Origin of the sequence: Streptomyces sp. NBC_01498 (assembly GCF_036327775.1) — a bacterium.
In the GTDB taxonomy this organism is placed as follows: Bacteria; Actinomycetota; Actinomycetes; order Streptomycetales; family Streptomycetaceae; genus Streptomyces.
Map to the genome: position 1 here is coordinate 6014357 of NZ_CP109598.1, position 17648 is coordinate 6032004.

The window sequence follows — 17648 nt, forward strand, 5'->3', positions numbered from 1 at the left end:
TCCTCGGGCGGGAGCCGCGTCCGCGCCGGGAGACGGCGCAGGACACCACGGTGGCGGTTCCCGCGCGGAACTGAGAGAGGCAGGCGGCGACAGTGCCCAGATCGACGGACACCAACGGCACCCCCGTACCCCAGCGGCTGCTCGCCGCCGCCACCCGGCTCTTCGCCGAACAGGGCTACGGCAGCACCTCCGTCCAGGAGATCGTGGAGGCGGCCGGCGTCACCAAGGGCGCGCTCTACCACTACTTCGGCTCCAAGGAGGACCTCCTCCAGGAGGTGTACGCGCGCGTGCTGCGCCTCCAGCAGGAGCGACTGGACGCCTTCGCCGACGCCGACGAGCCCGTGGAACACCGGCTGCGCGCGGCGGCGGCGGACGTCGTCGTCACCACCATCGAGAACCTGGACGACGCGGCGATCTTCTTCCGCTCGATGCACCACCTGAGCCCGGCGAAGAACAAACAGGTACGCGCCGAGCGGCGGCGCTATCACGAACGGTTCCGCGCGCTGGTCGAAGAGGGCCAGCGCGGCGGCGTGTTCACCGACGCCACACCGTCGGACCTGGTGGTGGACTACCACTTCGGATCGGTCCACCACCTCTCCACCTGGTACCGCCCGGACGGCCCCCTCACCCCCCAACAGGTCGCCGACCACCTCGCGGACCTCCTGCTGCGCGCGCTGCGCCCCTGAAGCGACTGCGCAATCCGGGAAGTCGCGGCTCCCTCACTCGGGGCGGCCGTCCCCCGCCGGGGTCGCTGTGAACACGAAGTGCCCTGGTACGGCTCCGACTTGCCGCAGGCGCACAAGCTCCAACCCTCCGGCGCGCAGCAGCGATGCGAGCGAAGGAACCAACGGACCGTAGACGCTGGCGACCAGGGCACCGTCCGCACGCAGAACCCTCGGTATCTCCGCGAGCAGTGGCACGGGGAGGGAGAAGTGGAAGACGAAGGCGGCAAGGACGAGATCGATGGTCCCGCCCCGGAACGGCAGTGGTCCGTCGCCGGATATCTGCACAACCTGCGCGCGAGCGTCACGCCGCCTCAAGGAGGCCGCGCTCATGTCGCATCCGTGGATGCGGCTGTCCGCGAAGGCGGCGCGGTAGAAGGGGATCGCCCGCCCGTCGCCGGTTCCGAAGTCGAGGATTGTCCCCGGCGACCCGATGTGGGCGGCGGCCGTCGCGGTCAGTTCCCGGACAACCTTCTCGTACAGCCGATCGTCGATGAGCAGGTCGGAACGCGCCAGCCTGAGCTCGCAGAGCTCGCGCACCTGTTCGGGGGGCAGCTGATGCACCGGTCGGGGCGAATAGACCCGGTCCATGAACCGGAACCACCGGCTCCCCTCGAAGCGCAGGGTGCGAGGCGCGGATCCTGAAATCCTCTCCAGCACCAGGAAGCTGCCGGAGCGGCTCACTTCATGGGCCGTTCCACTACTCGTCGGCGAATCCCCGGTCCCGTTCACAGGCACCTCCCGGTGTCGCTCGGCCGCGACCACCCGCGCCCACGGCTCAGGAGTGGCGTCGTTCCCGCGTAAGCCGCTCGGAACATCGGCGAGTATCAGAAGGCTAGGTCAAAACTCCTCAGAACGGACTGTTTGACGCCCTTCGAGCCGCTCACAGAGATGTCGACGGAGGCGATGCCGCACGCCGGGATGGGAGGACGGCTGGTGTTGATGAAGGCGTCGACCCGATCGATGTCGACGGAAACGTGCCCCAGTGTCAGGTGCGGGACATCGGTGGTACGTGCGGGCTCGACGAACAAGGGGGCCAGGGCGCTCTGTGTCTCCTTGCGCCACTTCTGGACGCGCTCGGAGAACCGCACATCGGCAAAGATGTAATGGCCCGTCAGACTCTCTCGGTAGACAGGACCGAAGGCCATGACCGGTGGACTGTCGTCATCGGGGAACGACGACAACGCCCCGGCAACGGCGTCCTCCAATTCCCGGAGGTTTCCGCCACTCCGAAGGGTCCCCATGGCGATCGTCACGTGCGGCGAGGAATTGCCGCCCGGACCGAAGGCCACCATGCTGCCTGTCAGGGAGAAGAGTTGGGCGTTGAACCGGGAACACGCCTCCAAGGCGTGCGCTGTGACGGGGAAGTTGACACCCACTTTCACCTTCTGCAACCTCTCCTATGTCCGCTCTCCGGTGTATCCCTGGAGTATGTCGGCGATGATGTCGCTGGTCGACCGCTGGCGGGGCCTCGGCAGCAGAGTGAGTTCCACGCCGAGGCGCCGAAGTTCATCCTGTTCCGGGGTGGTGAGTGAAGCGAAGTGCGTGGCGCAGAAGCGATCCGGACGGATCGTCGCCACCAGGCGGAAGGGTGACACCTCGTCATAGACGGTCACGTAGTCGACCACGCGGAGACCGGCGATGATTCCGACTCGCTCGGTGAGGTTCAGTACGGGACGTCCGGGGCCCTTCCTGCGGGCGACCGACTGGTCACTCGCCAGCGCGACCACCAGTGAGTCGCCGAGTTCTCTCGCCGCTCTCAAAGACTGGACATGGCCGTAGTGAGTCAAGTCGAACACCCCCTTTGCCAATACCAGGCGCCCCACCGTGGCGCGTAGCGCCGGCGACGCGAGATCGGCCGGCTCCACCACGGCCGCGTCCGGCCTCACGACCCGCTCTGGTCATTGCCGGGCGGGGGAAGGCGGACGCCCTGCTCCAGGAGCACCGCCGAGATCTGTGTGAACACCTGTAACGCTGTCTCCGCGACCCGTCCGTCACTCGCCTCCGTGTCCACGGCGACCAGCCTCTGGGCGCAGACCGTGCGCTCGTGGTCGCTTACGAAGCGCAGGGCCGTGTTCCGCAGACCGACCAGGAAATGGTCATTCATCACCCTGCCCTGATGGCTCGTCAATTTGTTGACGGCTTCCCTGGCCAGGCTCGCCCGAGGGCTGGTGGTGAACACGAAGCAGAGGTCGATCTCGTCCCGGAGATCTGGTATTTCGACAAGCCGTCCGATGCTCTCGGCGTGCGCCGGGGAAACCTTGCCCATTGACAGAAGCGCACGGGTGAACAGCATCCTGTCGACCAGCCCACGGTCCAGCAGGTGAATACGCGGCGCGGAGCCCTCCGCATGGGTGGACAGGCAGTACCTGACTGCGTCACAGGCCAGATAGAGGTTGAGGCGACCCAGATCGCTCTTCCCGAGAGGGGCGTACCTCCCGCCGCCGTGGAACTCGGCCACGGGCAGGCCCTCTCTGCGCAGATAGTGCGAGATCACATCCATGACGGTTGTCTTGCCGCTCTTGGGCATTCCTGCGAATTCGATACTGATACTTCTCGCGAGTTTCATCGGCAACTCTCCGCCCTCAAGTGACTGCTCTCTTCGCGGGTCAGCGGGCGTGGGCAACCTGGGTCACGTCCGCAGGGGGGAATTTCTGTATCGAGGCATCGGAGCGATAGTCAATGGACCGGCTCCGGAGGTAGAAGAGCATATGGCCGATGACCACCAGACTGTTCCGGCGTTCCTGGCAGAGATCGGCCAGCGTGCCGGCGAGCCGTATGGCTTCCTCTTCGCGCACCCGGTCGTCGAGGCTGTAAAGATACGACCACTGGATGGTCATGGCCCAGATGGGCTTGATGCCGTTCGCTCGCTGCGACTCCTCCGAATGGAGGTGAGCCTGGTAGAACTCGTGGTTCGCCGAATCGACTCGCCCGAGCCGGAGCATGATCAGGGCTCTGTAGAAACAAGTGATGCCGTTTCTCGGTGACAGTCGAGACGCCTGTTCATGCGAATTGAGGGACTCTTCGAACTGTCCGGCGTCCCGCAGTAGCAGCCCGAGATAGTTCCAATTGTCCACCGAGGATCCGTCGTACTCCAGTGCCTTTTCCATGAGGCGGACGGCTTCATCCACGTCCACATACCGTTTCACGGTGGCAAGGGCCCGCCAGGCGTCCGCGTTCTCCTCGTCCTTTCTCAGGGCGATGCGCAGACTTCTTTCCGCGCGGCTGTTCAGCCCCTTATTGATCAGGGCCCGCGCGAGCCGAACGTGGATCTTACTGTTCTCGGGCTGGAGAGTGAGAGCCTGCTCGTGGTAGGAGATCGACTGGTCGTAGTCGGCGGTTCGGTAGGCGTTCTCACCCTCGTGAAACAGATGTGCTGCAAGCACCACCGACTCGAAATCCGACTCGAAACTCACCAGTCGGCGCTCCAGCGCCATGCGGGTTTTCTCGGACTCTTCCAAGTCTTGTCTGATCCGGCCGCTCAGTCTCCGGAGGTCCTTGACCTCCCGGACACCGAAGAAGGCGACCACACCGATGATCAGCGTGACGACGGTGACGATGCCCAGGCTCATCTGGAGCGCGAGATTGGCGAGCTCCTCAAGGGCCGGTGCCTCGGGCGGGGCAGCGACAGAGAAAAACACCGGAAGATCCCCCTGTGTAGATCCACCGCCGACCTGTGGCGTCGGCCCCCGTGCGGCGAGTATGTCAAGCCGAGCGGAGGGTTGGCCAGCGATGAACTACACGTGCTTCTTCAACTCCCGCCGCGCCAGCGACCGTTGGTGCACCTCGTCGGGGCCGTCCGCCAGGCGCAGGGTGCGGGCCGCCGCCCACAGCTCCGCCAGGGGGTAGTCCTGGCTCACGCCGCCCGCGCCGTGCAGCTGTACCGCGCTGTCGATGATGTCGACCACCGCGCGGGGCGTGGCGATCTTGATGGCCTGGATCTCCGTGTGGGCGCCCCGGTTGCCGACCGTGTCCATCAGCCAGGCCGTCTTGAGGACCAGCAGCCGCAGCTGCTCCACGGTCACCCGTGCGTCCGCGATCCAGTTCTGGACGACGCCCTGCTGGGCGATCGGCTTTCCGAAGGCCGTACGGGACACCGCCCGCCGGCACATCAGCTCGATCGCGCGCTCGGCCATGCCGATCAGCCGCATGCAGTGGTGGATACGGCCGGGGCCGAGCCGGGCCTGGGCGATGGCGAAGCCGCCGCCCTCCTCGCCGATCAGATGTGCCGCCGGGACGCGGACGTCGTCGAACGTCACCTCCGCGTGGCCGCCGTGGGAGTGGTCCTCGTAGCCGTACACGCTCATCGCGCGCTCGACGGTGAGGCCGGGGGTGTCGCGCGGGACCAGGATCATGGACTGCTGGCGGCGGGGGTCGGCGCCGTCCGGGTCGGTCTTGCCCATGACGATGAAGATCCGGCAGCCCGGGTTCATCGCCCCGGAGATGTACCACTTGCGGCCGTTGATCACGTAGTTGTCGCCGTCGCGCTCGATCCGGGTGCGGATGTTCGTCGCGTCGGACGAGGCGACCTCCGGCTCGGTCATCGCGAACGCCGAACGGATCTCGCCCGCGAGCAGCGGCTCCAGCCAGCGCTTCTTCTGCTCCGCGCTGCCGAACTGGGCGAGCACCTCCATGTTCCCGGTGTCCGGCGCCGCGCAGTTGAGCGCGGTGGGGGCCAACTGCGGGCTGCGGCCGGTGATTTCGGCGAGCGGCGCGTACTGGAGATTGGTGAGCCCGGCGCCGTGTTCGGCGTCGGGGAGGAACAGGTTCCACAGCCCCCGACGGCGCGCCTCGGCCTTCAACTCCTCGACCACCGCCGGGGTGTCCCACGGATCGGCGAGCCGGGCCCGCTGCTCGTGGGCGACCGCCTCGGCGGGGCGGACGTGCTTGTCCATGAAGTCCAGCAGTTCGGTGCGGAGTTCCTCGGTGCGGGCGTCGAATGCGAAGTCCATGGACCGGGTCAGCCTTCCTGGAGGGTGGTGAGGCCGTGCTCGATGAAGACCGGGACGAGATCGCCGATGCGCTCGAATCCGCCGCCGACCGTCTGGCCCAGCGTGTAGCGGTAGTGAATGCCTTCGAGGATCACCGCGAGCTTGAACCAGGCGAAGGCCGTGTACCAGGCGATCGCCGAGGTGTCGCGGCCCGACCCGGCGGCGTACCGCTCGATCAGTTCGGCCGGGCCCGGGTGGCCGGGAGCCCCGGCGGTCGTACTGATCGGGGAGCCGGGGATGTCCAGCGGCGCGCTGTACATCACCAGCAGACCGAGGTCGGTCAGCGGATCGCCCAGCGTGGACATCTCCCAGTCCAGTACGGCCCTGATGCGGTCGTCGTCGCCGATCAGGACGTTGTCGAGCCGGTAGTCGCCGTGCACGACGGTGGGCGCGGGGGAGACGGGCAGGGAACGGCCGAGCGCCGCGTGCAACTCGTCCACCCCGGGGAGGTCCCGGTTCCGTGAGGCGTCCAACTGCTTGGCCCAGCGGCGCAGTTGGCGGTCGAGGAACCCCTCGGGCCGGCCGAAGTCGCCGAGCCCGACGGTCCCGGGGTCGACCGCGTGCAGGGCGACCAGGGTGTCGACCAGTCCGAGGACGGCGGCGTGGGTGCGTGCGGGGCCGAGCGGGGCGAGCTGTCCGGCCGTACGGTACGGGGTCCCCGTCACGTACTCCATCAGGTAGAACGGCGCCCCCAGCACCTCGGGGTCCTCGCACAGCAGCAGCGGCGCGGGCACCGGCACGGCCGTCGGGTGCAGGGCGCTGATCACCCGGAACTCGCGTTTCATGTCGTGCGCGGTGGCGAGGACATGACCGAGCGGTGGCCGGCGGACCACCCAGTCGTGGGAGCCGTCGCCGACGAGATACGTCAGGTTCGACCGGCCGCCCTCGATCAGCCGCGCGGTCAGCGGTCCGCCCACCAGACCGGGGCGCTCGCGGTCGAGGTGGCCGCGCAGCCGCTCCGGGTCGAGTCCTGGTGGGGGACTGGGGCTCATCGGTCGTACCTCCATGGACGGCGGCGGGCGCGGAACTGCCTCAGCTGTTCATGATGCCGACCAGTCGGTATGCCGTCCAGTGGGTGACCGGAAACCGCACGCGGCCAGTTGGTCAGTGGTCGTCCCAGTGGTCCTCGTGGGCGGCGTGCCGGTGGCCGTCGTGCACGTAGTCCTGGTGGTCCCCGTGCGCCACGGCCGGGTGTCCGCAGCCGTCACCGTGCCGGTGCGGGTGGTTCTCGTGGACGACATGGGCGGCCGGCTCGCACTCGTCCCAGTGCCCGTCGTGCCTGCGGTGCAGATGCCCGCCGTGGGCGTAGTCGGTGTGATCCCCGTGCCGCACCTCGGTATGGCCGCAGGTCGGTCCGTGGGTGTGGGAGTGGGTGGGGTGTTCCTGGTGAGAGGTCGTCATGATGGCCGCCTTTGAGTTGATTTGCTGTTATTCCTCCCGTTCGGACGGGAGGTTACCACCGGGTCGGAATCGACACCCCGCAGTTCCGTTCCGGCCGGACCGCGCTGGCCCCGCGGGCGTACCCGGGCCCGTACGCCGGGATGCCGGGAGGACGAGCGAAGCGCACGGATGCAGTCGGGTGACTCTCCGTATCGGCCCTGCGGGGGCGGGTGATCCGCCGGTGCTTCACCGGGACGGGCTCAGACGCGCTCCCCGGCGTCCGTCAGCCGCACGGGTGCCCTGCCTGTGTGTCGGCGGGCGCCGACCGGTGGATCGACGGCCGCCTCGGGCTCGGGCCTCGGCCCGGACAAATGCCGTGGCAGGCAGAAGGATCACTCGGGCAGGATGCCGTCATGGGGAACACATGTGCGTGGCCCGTGTCGCGGACCACGGACCTGGGTGAGGCGTTGACGCTCGCGCAGGAATTGCTCTCGGTCGCGCTCTCGTACCAGGCAGGCGGATGCTACGTGGATGCCTGGGCGCGCGACGACGATGTGCTGCGACGTCTGACGGAGGCTCGTCCCGCATCGAGGGTCACGTGGTACGGCAAGGGGCCCGGCGACTTCCCCGCGCAGGTGCGACTGGGTGTGCCGGCCTTCGAAGAGGCGGCGAGCGCCTTGCGGGCATGGGCGGACATCACGAGGTGCTACGTCCTGTGGCACGACATGACGTGGCCGGCCGTTCCTGAGCTCGGACTGGACCCGGAATACAAGTACGCCGAGTTGGAAGTCGCCTGTCACAGCCACGACATCCACTGTGAAGAGTGGACGGCCGAGCACACCGTCTTCGTTCACGCACGGCCCGGTCATGACGACCGGGCCGCGTGGCTGGCGGCGCGGGTCGGCGCGCGAGTCGTCGGACCGGCCGAGTTCGGCTGGTAGTCGACCGGGCCCGGATCGGCGGACGTTCACCGGGCGAAAACCGGATGACCGCGCGGCCCGCGCGGTGCTGCACTGGGCGGTATGAACTCCGTCGCCGTGTCGCCGTCCCGGCCGTACCGCTGGTCGCTGTCCGCGTTCGGCGGCGCCCGGCCGGACCGGCTCGGCGCGTTCGCCGCCCCCCGGCAGCAGGGGCCGGCCGAGGAGTTGGTCGTCTCCGAGCTGATCGGGGCCACCGCCAGGGTCCTTGCCCGCTCCGACGGCGCCGATCTCTGCTTTCTCGGCCGTTCGCTGGACTCGATGTACGACCTGCTGTCCGGCGCGCTGGAGCATTCCCCCTGGGACGGGCGGCTGTTGCGGCTCCCGCTCTCGTGTGCGGACGACACCGACTGGGGTCCGGCCCACGCCCGGCGCTTCCGTGAACATCTCGCCTCGGTGGGCCTGGAGCCGTACGCGCTGGCCCGCCGGAGCCGGCCCTTCGCGCTGGTCGACGTCGTCTCGGAAGGCCGGAGTTACGGCATCCTGCACCGCCGTCTCGCCGACTGGATCGAGGAGAGCCGCGAGCCGTGGTCCGTCATCCGGCGCAAGCTCCGGTACACCGCGCTCACTTGGCGCTGCGCCTCCGGCCCGAACACCTGGCGCTGGCAGCAGGACCCGGACAACGCCTGGGTACGGACGCTGCCCGCCGGTCAGGTCACCGACGTGTCACTGGACAGTCGCGTGTGGCGGTACCTCGCGGACCAGCAGCCGAAGGTCAACACGAGCTTCCCGCACGGGAACTGGTTCGACGAGCCGACGACGCTCGTGCCCCGCCACTCCCGGGTGGCGCGCGCGCTCGCGGAGGCACGGTACTTCACCGACCTGGGCCGTCGGACCGACGTACGTGAGGAGTTGATCCGGCTGATGGCCCATGAGCCGGGCTTCGCGGGACGTGAACCGCGCCGGATCGCCAGGGCGCTGCGTACGCGAGCGACCTCCCGCACCGGCTCCGGCGCCCGCCCCCGCGCGGGCACCCGGGCGCGCTACAGGACGGGCAATCGGTAGGCGGACGGCCGCACCTGACCGGCCCCCGGCGCGGCCGGTGTCAGGGCAGGGTCAGGATGCGGGGGCCGTCCTCCGTGATGGCGATGGTGTGTTCGATGTGGGCCGCGCGGCTGCCGTCGATCGTGCGGAGGGTCCAGCCGTCGGCGTCGGTGCGGTACTCGTTGCGGCCTCCCGCCATCAGCATGGGTTCGACGGCGAGGGTGAGACCGTGCCGCAGGGCGAAACCACGGCCGGGGCGGCCCCAGTTGGCGACATGGGGGTCCTCGTGCATCCGGCGGCCGATGCCGTGGCCGCCGAAGTCCGTCGGCATTCCGCAGCGGGCATCGCGGGCGACGGTGCTGATGGCGTGCGAGATGTCCCCGAGGCGGTGGCCGACGGTCGCGGCGGCGATGCCGGCGTCCAGCGCCCGCTGCGTCGCGGCGATGAGTTCCAGGTCGGCGGGACGCGGGGTGCCGACGACGAAGCTGATCGCCGCGTCACCGGTCCAGCCGTCGAGTTCGGCCCCGCAGTCGACGCTGACCAGGTCGCCGTCGCACAGGCGGTAGTCGTCCGGGATGCCGTGCACGAGGGCGTCGTTGACGGAGGCGCAGATCACGGCCGGGAAGGGGGACGGGGCGAAGGACGGCTGGTAGCCCAGGAACGGGGAGCGCGCCCCGGCCTTGTCCAGGACGGCGCGGGCGGCCGCGTCCAGCTCGCGCAGGCCGACCCCCACGGCCGCCGCCGCGCGGGCCGCCCCGAGTGCCTCGGCCACCACGCGCCCGGCCTCCCGCATCATCTCCAGTGACGCGTCGGTCTTGATCTCCACCATGTGCCGTGACTCCCTGCGATGCGCGCTGTCAAATACTTATACCGGTATTAGTATCACAGGCATGAGGGTCGGCTTCCTTCGAGAAGATGCCCGGGAGGCGTCAGAGCACCGTCAGGCCGAACGCCACCAGACCGAGCACGCACAGCGCCGCCGCGGCCCCCGCCCGCACCCCCAGCGGACCCGGCCGGGACGCGCCGAGCGCCCCGATCCGGCGATGGGCCACCCACAGGAACGCCAGCCAGACCAGGCCGCTCAGCACGGCGGCGACCACCCCCGTGGCCGTCACCCCGCCCCGTACGACCTGCCGACCCGCCAGCACCGCCACGACCGTGTACGTCAGCGTCGTACGCCGCCAGGCCAGCCGGGTCCGCTCCGGCTGGAGACCCGGGTCCCGCGCGTCCTCGTCCGAGGGCCGCGGCGCCATCAGCCGGTCCGGCCGAGGGCCACCGCGACCAGCATGACCACGGCGACAGCCGCCACCGACAGGCTCAGCAGCGCCGGGAACGACGTCACCGGCAGATCCTCGCCCCGCCGCATCGCCCGCTCGGTGCGCACCCACTGACCGACCGCCCGCAGCGCGCTCAGCGCGCCGATCGCGAAGAGCGCCACCGCCAGCCCCACCCGGACACCCCAGCGCAGGTCCGGCAGGAACTGGTCGACCGCGAACCCGCCGCCCACCAGGGCGAGCGCCGTCCGGATCCAGGCGAGGAAGGTGCGCTCGTTGGCGAGCGAGAAGCGGTAGTCGGGGGTCGTACCCTCGTCCCTGATCCGTCCGGGCACGAACCACAGACGCAGGCTCCGTACAAAGTCGATCACCCGCCGCACCCTACGCGCGGGCCGCTTTCAGCCGCGCGTACGCGTCCACGCCGTCCGGAGTCCACCGCCGCCCGCCGCCGTCGGCGGACTCCGCCAGCCACCGGTCCAGCTCCGCCTCCGTGAGGAAGGCGTGCCAGTCGATCTCCTCCGCCTGCGGCGAGACCGGCAGCACGCAGCGCACCTCGTACACCCACGACCACCAGCCCTGCCCGACAGCCTCGGACCCGGACTCGTACAGGAACGAGAACAGCCGTACGGGGCGCGGCAGCCCCGACACCCCCAGCTCCTCCTCGGCCTCCCGCAGCGCCGCGTCGTCGTAGCTCTCGCCCGCGCCGACCACACCGCCCACGAACATGTCGTGACGGGACGGGAAGACGGCCTTGGTCGCGGTCCTGCGATGGACGAAGATCCGGTCCTCGGCGTCGCGGACCAGCACGAACGCACAGCGGTGCCGCAGCCCCTCCGCGTACGCCTCTCCCCGGGTGGCCTGCCGGACGACGCGGTCCTCCGCGTCGACGATGTCGATGATTTCGTCAGCGGCGCTCATGCCGTACAGCCTGGCACGGCACCCGCCCCGTCGAACGGTTGACTCGTTACCGGCCCGTACGGAAGATCGGACCACCTCAGTCGCCCCGAGAAGGTGGGAACCCCATGGCGTACGACGCTGACGCGATCGTGATCGGCGCGGGACTGGCCGGGCTCGTCGCCACCGCCGAACTGGTCGGTGCCGGGCGCTCGGTGATCCTCCTCGACCAGGAACCCGAACAGTCGCTCGGCGGGCAGGCCCACTGGTCCTTCGGCGGGATGTTCCTCGTGGACTCGCCCGAGCAGCGGCGGCTGCGGGTCAAGGACAGCCGTGACCTCGCGCTCCAGGACTGGCTCGGCACGGCCGGTTTCGACCGCGACGAGGACCACTGGCCCCGCAAGTGGGCAGAGGCGTACGTGGACTTCGCCGCCGGGGAGAAACGGTCCTGGCTGCGCGAGCGCGGGGTGCGGTTCTTCCCCGTCGTCGGCTGGGCCGAGCGCGGCGGCTACGGCGCGAGCGGGCACGGCAACTCGGTGCCGCGCTTCCACATCACCTGGGGGACCGGCCCCGGAGTGGTCGAGCCGTTCGAGCGGGCGGTGCGCGAGGGCGTCGCCAAGGGCCTGGTGACCTTCCGCTTCCGGCACCGCGTCACCGCGCTCGGCACGACGGCGGGCGCCGTCGACACCGTGACCGGCGAGGTGCTGGAGCCGAGCGACGCCGCACGCGGCACGGCCAGCAGCCGGGCCACGGCCGGTTCCTTCACGCTCCGCGCACAGGCCGTGATCGTGACCTCCGGCGGCATCGGCGGCAACCACGACCTCGTACGCGCCCAGTGGCCCGCCCGCCTCGGCACCCCGCCCGCGACGATGCTCTCCGGCGTGCCCGCCCATGTCGACGGGCTGATGCTCGGCATCACGGAGGAGGCCGGCGCCCACCACATCAACCGGGACCGGATGTGGCACTACACGGAGGGCATCCAGAACTGGGACCCGATCTGGGCCCGGCACGGTATCCGCATCCTGCCGGGGCCCTCGTCGCTGTGGTTCGACGCGCGCGGCAGGCGGCTGCCGGTGCCGCTGTTCCCCGGCTTCGACACCCTCGGCACGCTGGAGCACATCACGCACTCGGGCCACGACCACACCTGGTTCGTGCTCAACCGGCGCATCATCGGCAAGGAGTTCGCGCTCTCGGGATCCGAGCAGAACCCGGACCTCACGGGGAAGTCCGTCCGGGGCGTGATCGACCGGGCGCGCGCCGACGTGCCCGGACCGGTTCAGGCGTTCATGGACAACGGCGCCGACTTCGTCGTGGAGAAGGACCTGGCCTCGCTCGTACGCGGCATGAACGCGCTCACCGGGGAGCCGCTGATCGACGAGGCGGAGCTGCGCCGGGAGATCGTCGCCCGCGACCGGGAGGTCGCCAACCCGTTCACCAAGGACCTCCAGATCACGGCCGTACGCGGGGCGCGCGCCTATCTGGGCGACAAGCTGATCCGTACGGTGGCGCCGCACCGCGTCCTCGACCCCGGGGCCGGGCCGCTGATCGCCGTACGGCTGCGGGTCCTGACCCGCAAGTCGCTCGGCGGGCTGGAGACGGACCTGTCGTCGCGGGTGCTGCGGGCGGACGGCACGCCGCTGCCCGGGGTGTACGCGGCGGGGGAGGCGGCCGGGTTCGGCGGGGGCGGCATGCACGGGTACCGGTCGCTGGAGGGGACGTTCCTCGGCGGCTGCGTGTTCTCCGGGCGCGCGGCGGGGCGGGCGGCGGCGGAGGCGGTCGCCTGAGGGTCCGGGGGTCCGGGGCCGGACCGGGTGGCTGTGAGACATCTGACGAAACCATGACGGGCGCCGCCGGGCCTGGCTTCTGGACCCCCGTGGTGTTCGAATCGACGGGTGACCACTCCAGAGACCGGACCGGAGGGCCCGCCCGTCGGGCGGCGCCTGGTGCTCTCCATGCTGGGTCTCGGCGCCGCCGGACTCGTCACCGCGCCGTATCTCCAGCGGGGGCTCGAAGCCTTCCTCGGCGCGGCCTCCGACCGCGACCCGACGGGCCTGACCGGACTGCTGCCCAACGGGGGCGGCTTCCGCTACTACTCGGTGGCCACCTCCGTCCCCCGCAAGGGCCCCGGGAACTACCGGCTGACCGTGGACGGACTGGTCGACCGGCCCACCACGTACACGCTCGACGACCTGCGGAGCCTGCCGCAGACCCGCATGGTCCGTGACGTGCAGTGCGTCACCGGCTGGCGGGTGCCGGACACGGCGTTCGAGGGCGTACGGCTGTCGCGGGTCCTCGACGCGGCGGGGGTACGGCCGGGCGCCGGGGCTGTCCGCTTCACCTGCTTCGACGGCACCTACAGCGAGAGCCTCACCATGGAGCAGGCCCGGCGACCCGATGTACTCGTGGCCCTGCGGATGGGCGACAAACCGGTCGAGCACGCGCACGGCGGCCCGGTACGGCTCTATGTGGCACCCATGTACTTCTACAAATCGGCGAAGTGGCTGTCGGGGATCTCGGTCACCTCCGACGTCCGCCCCGGCTACTGGGAGGAACGCGGCTATGACGTCGACGCCTGGGTCGGGCGGTCCAACGGCCGTACCGACACCCCGACCGTCTGAGCGTCCGGACGCGTCCGACCTGCCGGACCGGTCCGATGCGCCGGGCCCGCCCACGCGTTCCCCGCTGCGGCGGCGGTTCAGCCGCGCGGAGCGGCTGGTGCACCGGACGACGGCCGGGCTGGCGCTGCTGTGCGTGGCGACGGCGGCCTGTCTGTACGTACCGCAGCTCGCCGAACTCGTCGGCCGCCGGGCGCTGGTGGTGACCCTGCACCAATGGTCGGGGCTGCTGCTGCCCGCGCCGTTCCTGGCGGGGCTCCTGTCCCCGTCGTTCCGCGCCGATCTGCGGCGGCTGAACCGGTTCGCGCCGTACGACCGGGAGTGGCTGCGGGCGGCACGGCGACGGGACTCCCGGCCCGGCGCGCGCCCGGCGGGCAAGTTCAACGCGGGGCAGAAGCTGTACGGCGGCTGGATCGCCGGAGCCGTACTGGTCATGCTCGCGACGGGCCTGCTGATGTGGTTCACGTGGCTGACGCCGCTGGTGTGGCGCACCAGCGCCACCTTCGTCCACGACTGGCTGTCGCTGGCCGTCGGCCTGGTGCTCGCCGGGCACATCGGTATGGCGTACGCCGACCCGGAGGCGCGGCGCGGGATGCGGACGGGGTCGGTGGAACGGCCGTGGGCGGAGCGGGAGCACCCTCATTGGGAGGAAGAGAAAGAAGAGAAGAAGAAAGTGGACGAAGCGGAGGAGTGACGGCGCCCGGCCGGGCCGCTCGGCCGCCGCCCCGCGCGTACCCGGCCGGGGGGATCTCCGTACCCGGCCGGGTGATCCGGGTACCGCGCTAGACGATCAGCGAGAGCAGCATCACGAAGCCGAGCCCGACGACGGAGATGATCGTCTCCATCACCGACCAGGTCTTGATCGTCTGGCCGACGTCCAGCCCGAAGTACTCCTTCACCAGCCAGAATCCCGCGTCGTTGACATGGCTGAAGAAGAGCGAACCGGCGCCGATCGCCAGGACCAGCAGCGCGGCGTGCGAGGTCGACATGTCGGCGGCCAGCGGCGCGGCGAGACCGGCGGCGGAGATCGTCGCGACGGTCGCCGAACCGGTCGCCAGCCGGATCGCCACCGCGATCAGCCAGCCGAGCAGCAGCGCGGGGATCGACCAGTCCTCGGAGAAGTCCAGGATCATCTGCCCGACGCCCGCGTCGATCAGGGTCTGTTTGAAGCCGCCGCCCGCCGCGACGATCAGCAGCACACCGGCGATGGGCGCGAAGGACTTCTCGACGGTGGAGGCGAGCCGGTCCTTGGTGAACCCGGCGGCGCGTCCCAGGGTGAACATCCCGACCAGTACGGCGGCGAGCAGCGCGATCAGCGGGGAGCCGACGACATCGGCGACCTTCTGGACCTGGTTCTCCGGGTCGTCCACGACGATGTCGACCAGGGCCTTGACCAGCATCAGGACGACCGGCAGCAGCACGGTCGCGACGGTGGCGCCGAAGTTCGGGCGGCGCTCGGCCTCGTCGGAGGGCCGCTTCTCCAGCGTCTGGAGCATCCGCTCGGGCGGCTGTACGTCCACCCAGCGGGCGGCGTACCGCGAGAACAGCGGACCGGCGATGATCACCGTGGGTATGGAGACCAGCAGACCCAGCGCGAGGGTGACGCCGAGGTCCGCGCCGATGGCGTCGATCGCGACCAGCGGGCCGGGGTGCGGCGGAATCAGACCGTGCATGACGGAGAGCCCGGCCAGCGCCGGGATGCCGATCCGCATCAGGGAGTAATTGCCGCGCTTGGCGACCAGCAGCACCACGGGTATCAGCAGCACGATGCCGACCTCGAAGAACAGCGGCAGGCCGATCACCGAGGCGATGAGGACCATCGCCCAGGGCATGGCACGGCCGCTCGCCCGGCTGAGGATCGTGTCGACTATCTGGTCGGCGCCGCCCGAGTCCGCGAGCAGCTTGCCGAGTATCGCGCCGAGCGCGATCAGGACACCGACGCCCGCGACCGTGGAGCCGAGACCGGCCGAGAAGCTGAGGATCGTGTCGCCCAGGGACGCGCCGGCGAAGGCGCCGAGCGCCAGGGTGCCGATGGTCAGGGCGAGGAAGGCGTGCAGTTTGAACCGGGTGATGAGGACGACGATGACGGCGATACCGGCGAGAACGGCGATGCCCAGCTGCGTGTTGCCGGCCGTGGTGATCGGTTCTGCGGCGTCCGCTGCCAGCGTCTCGACGCTGAGACTGGTCACGGGAATTCCTTGTTCGGGGAGGGGAAGGGGGAGGGGGCGATCCGCGCGTGTTGACGGATCATCAGTGAGTCCGACGCGAGGCGCAGTTGGCGGGCCGACAGGCTCCGCACGTCAACCGACTGGCTCCGCGCGTCAGTTGACGCACCGTCAAGAAGGCGCGGCATCCGGGCGGTCGAGATCCCGCAGCGCGGCGGCACTCCTCGCGGTGATCTCCTCGGGAGTGCCCGCCACATCGACGGCGACCCCCGCCTCGTCGTCCTCCAGCCCCCGCAATGTGGCGAACTGCGAGTCCAGCAGGGCGGGGGGCATGAAGTGGCCCGTACGGCCCGCCATCCGCCGTTCGATCAGCGCGCGTTCGCCCGTCAGATGCAGGAAGACGGCGCCGGGCGCCGCCGCCCGCAGCCGGTCGCGGTAGCCGCGCTTGAGCGCCGAACAGCTGACCACCCCGCCGAGCCCGGCCCGGCCGTGCGCCCAGCGCCCGATCGCGTCGAGCCAGGGCCACCGGTCGGCGTCGTCCAGCGGCGTGCCGGCGGACATCTTGGCGATGTTCGCCGGGGGATGGAAGTCGTCGCCCTCGGCGTACGGGACGCCCAGGGCGGCGGCCAGCAGGGGGCCGACGGTGGTCTTGCCGGTCCCTGCCACGCCCATCACCACGACCACGTGGGGGGTGTTCATCCGATGCCTCGCTGTCCTCATGTGCTCCGCTGCCTTCGCGCTACTGAAACTCATATGTACGACGTATTCAAGAGTTCGTAGCCAACACGTCATACTTTTTGTTCACCAGGGCCGCGCCCGTTCCGCCGGGCCCGCGCCGTAGGCTTCCGCCATGACCACTGAAGACCGGGGCCTGCACACCCAGGTGCTCGACACCCTCGGTCTCGCCATCACGGGGGGCGAGTACCCCGAAGGCGGCGTCGTGCGCACCGACGAGGTCGCGCGGCGCTTCGACGTCTCGCGCACCGTCGTACGGGAAGTGATCCGCGTCCTGGAGTCGATGCGCCTCGTCCGGTCCCGGCGCCGCGTCGGTGTGACGGTGCTGCCCGCCCGCGAGTGGAACGTCTACGACCCCCGGGTCATCCGCTGGCGGCTCGCCGGCGACGACCGGCCCCGCCAGTTGCGTTCACTGACGGTGCTGCGCTCCGCGATCGAACCGGTCGCCGCCGGGCTCGCGGCCCGCCACGCCACCCCCGAGCAGTGCGCCGCCCTCACCGAACAGGCCCTCGGCATGGTCGCCACCTCGCGCGGCCATCAGTTGGAGGGCTATCTGCGCCACGACATCGCCTTTCACCGGGTGATCCTCGACGCGTCGGGCAACGAGATGTTCGCGCGCCTCGGGGACGTGGTGGCGGAGGTCCTGACCGGCCGTACCCGCCACGACGTGATGTTCCACGACCCGGACCCCGCGGCCGTGACCCTGCACGTGCGGGTCGCGGAGGCCGTACGGGAACGGGACGCCGCCCGTGCCGAGGAGCTGACCCGGCGGATCGCGGTCGGCGCGCTCGAGGAACTGGACGTGCTCGCGCCCTGACCGGCTGTCGACCCTCCGGGCCGGCGCCCGGCGGGACGACCATGACCCGTCCGGGGCGGCCCGGGGCCGGGCGCGGTGTCAGACTTGGCCCTTC

At 70.3% G+C, this 17648-nt stretch carries 21 protein-coding genes; 7 read left to right on the forward strand and 14 right to left on the reverse strand.

The window, feature by feature from the left end; translation table 11 throughout:
• Positions 1–92: 92 nt before the first annotated feature.
• On the forward strand, positions 93–686 hold the full coding sequence (locus tag OG875_RS25610) for a TetR/AcrR family transcriptional regulator (protein WP_330176579.1): 594 nt from the start codon (positions 93–95) through the stop codon (positions 684–686).
• A 33-nt stretch (positions 687–719) separates the two neighbouring features.
• Here OG875_RS25610 and OG875_RS25615 read toward each other — a convergent pair whose 3' ends face one another.
• The 8 genes from OG875_RS25615 to OG875_RS25650 form a co-directional block, all read right to left on the reverse strand.
• Positions 720–1406: a class I SAM-dependent methyltransferase gene (locus OG875_RS25615; RefSeq protein WP_330176580.1), complete on the reverse strand. Its 687-nt coding sequence runs from the start codon at positions 1404–1406 to the stop codon at positions 720–722.
• A gap of 143 nt (positions 1407–1549) precedes the next feature.
• Entirely contained in the window at positions 1550–2101 is a 552-nt protein-coding gene (locus OG875_RS25620; RefSeq protein ID WP_330176581.1) for a 2'-5' RNA ligase family protein, read from the reverse strand.
• Between the two features lie 21 nt (positions 2102–2122).
• Positions 2123–2593 (reverse strand): adenylyltransferase/cytidyltransferase family protein, encoded by a 471-nt coding sequence (locus tag OG875_RS25625; protein WP_330176582.1) that lies wholly within the window; start codon positions 2591–2593, stop codon positions 2123–2125.
• A gap of 14 nt (positions 2594–2607) precedes the next feature.
• On the reverse strand, positions 2608–3291 hold the full coding sequence (locus tag OG875_RS25630) for a hypothetical protein (RefSeq protein ID WP_330176583.1): 684 nt from the start codon (positions 3289–3291) through the stop codon (positions 2608–2610).
• A gap of 40 nt (positions 3292–3331) precedes the next feature.
• The gene (locus OG875_RS25635; protein WP_330176584.1) at positions 3332–4363 is read right to left on the reverse strand and encodes a tetratricopeptide repeat protein; all 1032 of its coding nucleotides are present in this window, start codon (positions 4361–4363) and stop codon (positions 3332–3334) included.
• Between the two features lie 96 nt (positions 4364–4459).
• On the reverse strand, positions 4460–5674 hold the full coding sequence (locus OG875_RS25640; RefSeq protein WP_330176585.1) for an acyl-CoA dehydrogenase family protein: 1215 nt from the start codon (positions 5672–5674) through the stop codon (positions 4460–4462).
• 8 nt (positions 5675–5682) lie between these two features.
• Positions 5683–6705, reverse strand: a complete 1023-nt coding sequence (locus OG875_RS25645; protein ID WP_330176586.1) for a phosphotransferase family protein — start codon at positions 6703–6705, stop codon at positions 5683–5685.
• Between the two features lie 112 nt (positions 6706–6817).
• Positions 6818–7114: a hypothetical protein gene (locus OG875_RS25650; RefSeq protein ID WP_330176587.1), complete on the reverse strand. Its 297-nt coding sequence runs from the start codon at positions 7112–7114 to the stop codon at positions 6818–6820.
• A 446-nt stretch (positions 7115–7560) separates the two neighbouring features.
• On the opposite strand from OG875_RS25650, the gene OG875_RS25655 reads away from it, so the two are divergent.
• Both OG875_RS25655 and OG875_RS25660 read left to right on the forward strand, forming a co-directional pair.
• The gene (locus tag OG875_RS25655) at positions 7561–8034 is read left to right on the forward strand and encodes a hypothetical protein (protein WP_330176588.1); all 474 of its coding nucleotides are present in this window, start codon (positions 7561–7563) and stop codon (positions 8032–8034) included.
• An 81-nt stretch (positions 8035–8115) separates the two neighbouring features.
• Positions 8116–9075, forward strand: a complete 960-nt coding sequence (locus tag OG875_RS25660; RefSeq protein WP_330176589.1) for a hypothetical protein — start codon at positions 8116–8118, stop codon at positions 9073–9075.
• Between the two features lie 40 nt (positions 9076–9115).
• Here the strand turns inward: OG875_RS25660 and map are convergent, their stop codons facing one another.
• From map to OG875_RS25680, 4 genes are all read right to left on the reverse strand, one after another.
• On the reverse strand, positions 9116–9883 hold the full coding sequence (map, locus tag OG875_RS25665; RefSeq protein WP_330176590.1) for a type I methionyl aminopeptidase: 768 nt from the start codon (positions 9881–9883) through the stop codon (positions 9116–9118).
• A gap of 100 nt (positions 9884–9983) precedes the next feature.
• Positions 9984–10307: a DUF202 domain-containing protein gene (locus OG875_RS25670; protein ID WP_330176591.1), complete on the reverse strand. Its 324-nt coding sequence runs from the start codon at positions 10305–10307 to the stop codon at positions 9984–9986.
• Entirely contained in the window at positions 10307–10699 is a 393-nt protein-coding gene (locus OG875_RS25675; protein WP_330176592.1) for a YidH family protein, read from the reverse strand. The genes OG875_RS25670 and OG875_RS25675 overlap by 1 nt, the downstream gene beginning before the upstream one ends.
• Before the next feature lie 10 nt (positions 10700–10709).
• Complete coding sequence (locus OG875_RS25680) at positions 10710–11246, reverse strand: NUDIX hydrolase (RefSeq protein ID WP_330176593.1); 537 nt, start codon at positions 11244–11246, stop codon at positions 10710–10712.
• A gap of 104 nt (positions 11247–11350) precedes the next feature.
• Here OG875_RS25680 and OG875_RS25685 point away from each other — a divergent pair, with 104 nt between their 5' ends.
• The 3 genes from OG875_RS25685 (at position 11351) to OG875_RS25695 (ending at position 14531) form a co-directional block, all read left to right on the forward strand.
• Complete coding sequence (locus OG875_RS25685) at positions 11351–13006, forward strand: FAD-binding dehydrogenase (RefSeq protein ID WP_330176594.1); 1656 nt, start codon at positions 11351–11353, stop codon at positions 13004–13006.
• A gap of 168 nt (positions 13007–13174) precedes the next feature.
• Positions 13175–13840: a molybdopterin-dependent oxidoreductase gene (locus OG875_RS25690; RefSeq protein ID WP_330177908.1), complete on the forward strand. Its 666-nt coding sequence runs from the start codon at positions 13175–13177 to the stop codon at positions 13838–13840.
• Positions 13782–14531, forward strand: coding sequence for a cytochrome b/b6 domain-containing protein (locus OG875_RS25695; protein ID WP_330176595.1), 750 nt, complete (start codon positions 13782–13784; stop codon positions 14529–14531). Before OG875_RS25690 ends, OG875_RS25695 begins: the two co-directional genes overlap by 59 nt.
• A gap of 88 nt (positions 14532–14619) precedes the next feature.
• On the opposite strand, the gene OG875_RS25700 is transcribed toward OG875_RS25695, so the two are convergent.
• Together OG875_RS25700 and OG875_RS25705 are read right to left on the reverse strand one after the other, a co-directional pair.
• Positions 14620–16026 carry a GntP family permease gene (locus OG875_RS25700; RefSeq protein WP_330176596.1) on the reverse strand — a complete coding sequence of 469 codons (1407 nt, stop codon included), beginning with the start codon at positions 16024–16026 and terminating at the stop codon, positions 14620–14622.
• A 147-nt stretch (positions 16027–16173) separates the two neighbouring features.
• Positions 16174–16701 (reverse strand): gluconokinase, encoded by a 528-nt coding sequence (locus tag OG875_RS25705; RefSeq protein ID WP_330176597.1) that lies wholly within the window; start codon positions 16699–16701, stop codon positions 16174–16176.
• Between the two features lie 151 nt (positions 16702–16852).
• Here OG875_RS25705 and OG875_RS25710 point away from each other — a divergent pair, with 151 nt between their 5' ends.
• A complete protein-coding gene (locus tag OG875_RS25710) occupies positions 16853–17554 on the forward strand; it encodes a FadR/GntR family transcriptional regulator (RefSeq protein WP_330176598.1) in 702 nt (233 codons plus the stop codon).
• Positions 17555–17648: the final 94 nt, after the last annotated feature.

What these genes read in the sequence shown, in the direction of transcription:
- OG875_RS25695 (WP_330176595.1), top strand. Translation starts at nt 13,782, where the DNA reads ATGACGTCGACGCCTGGGTCGGGCGGTCCAACGGCCGTACCGACACCC.
- OG875_RS25650 (WP_330176587.1), bottom strand. Translation starts at nt 7,114, where the DNA reads ATGACGACCTCTCACCAGGAACACCCCACCCACTCCCACACCCACGGA.
- map (WP_330176590.1), bottom strand. Translation starts at nt 9,883, where the DNA reads ATGGTGGAGATCAAGACCGACGCGTCACTGGAGATGATGCGGGAGGCC.
- OG875_RS25670 (WP_330176591.1), bottom strand. Translation starts at nt 10,307, where the DNA reads ATGGCGCCGCGGCCCTCGGACGAGGACGCGCGGGACCCGGGTCTCCAG.
- OG875_RS25705 (WP_330176597.1), bottom strand. Translation starts at nt 16,701, where the DNA reads ATGAACACCCCCCACGTGGTCGTGGTGATGGGCGTGGCAGGGACCGGC.
- OG875_RS25630 (WP_330176583.1), bottom strand. Translation starts at nt 3,291, where the DNA reads ATGAAACTCGCGAGAAGTATCAGTATCGAATTCGCAGGAATGCCCAAG.
- OG875_RS25660 (WP_330176589.1), top strand. Translation starts at nt 8,116, where the DNA reads ATGAACTCCGTCGCCGTGTCGCCGTCCCGGCCGTACCGCTGGTCGCTG.
- OG875_RS25640 (WP_330176585.1), bottom strand. Translation starts at nt 5,674, where the DNA reads ATGGACTTCGCATTCGACGCCCGCACCGAGGAACTCCGCACCGAACTG.
- OG875_RS25680 (WP_330176593.1), bottom strand. Translation starts at nt 11,246, where the DNA reads ATGAGCGCCGCTGACGAAATCATCGACATCGTCGACGCGGAGGACCGC.
- OG875_RS25710 (WP_330176598.1), top strand. Translation starts at nt 16,853, where the DNA reads ATGACCACTGAAGACCGGGGCCTGCACACCCAGGTGCTCGACACCCTC.
- OG875_RS25690 (WP_330177908.1), top strand. Translation starts at nt 13,175, where the DNA reads ATGCTGGGTCTCGGCGCCGCCGGACTCGTCACCGCGCCGTATCTCCAG.
- OG875_RS25645 (WP_330176586.1), bottom strand. Translation starts at nt 6,705, where the DNA reads ATGAGCCCCAGTCCCCCACCAGGACTCGACCCGGAGCGGCTGCGCGGC.
- OG875_RS25685 (WP_330176594.1), top strand. Translation starts at nt 11,351, where the DNA reads ATGGCGTACGACGCTGACGCGATCGTGATCGGCGCGGGACTGGCCGGG.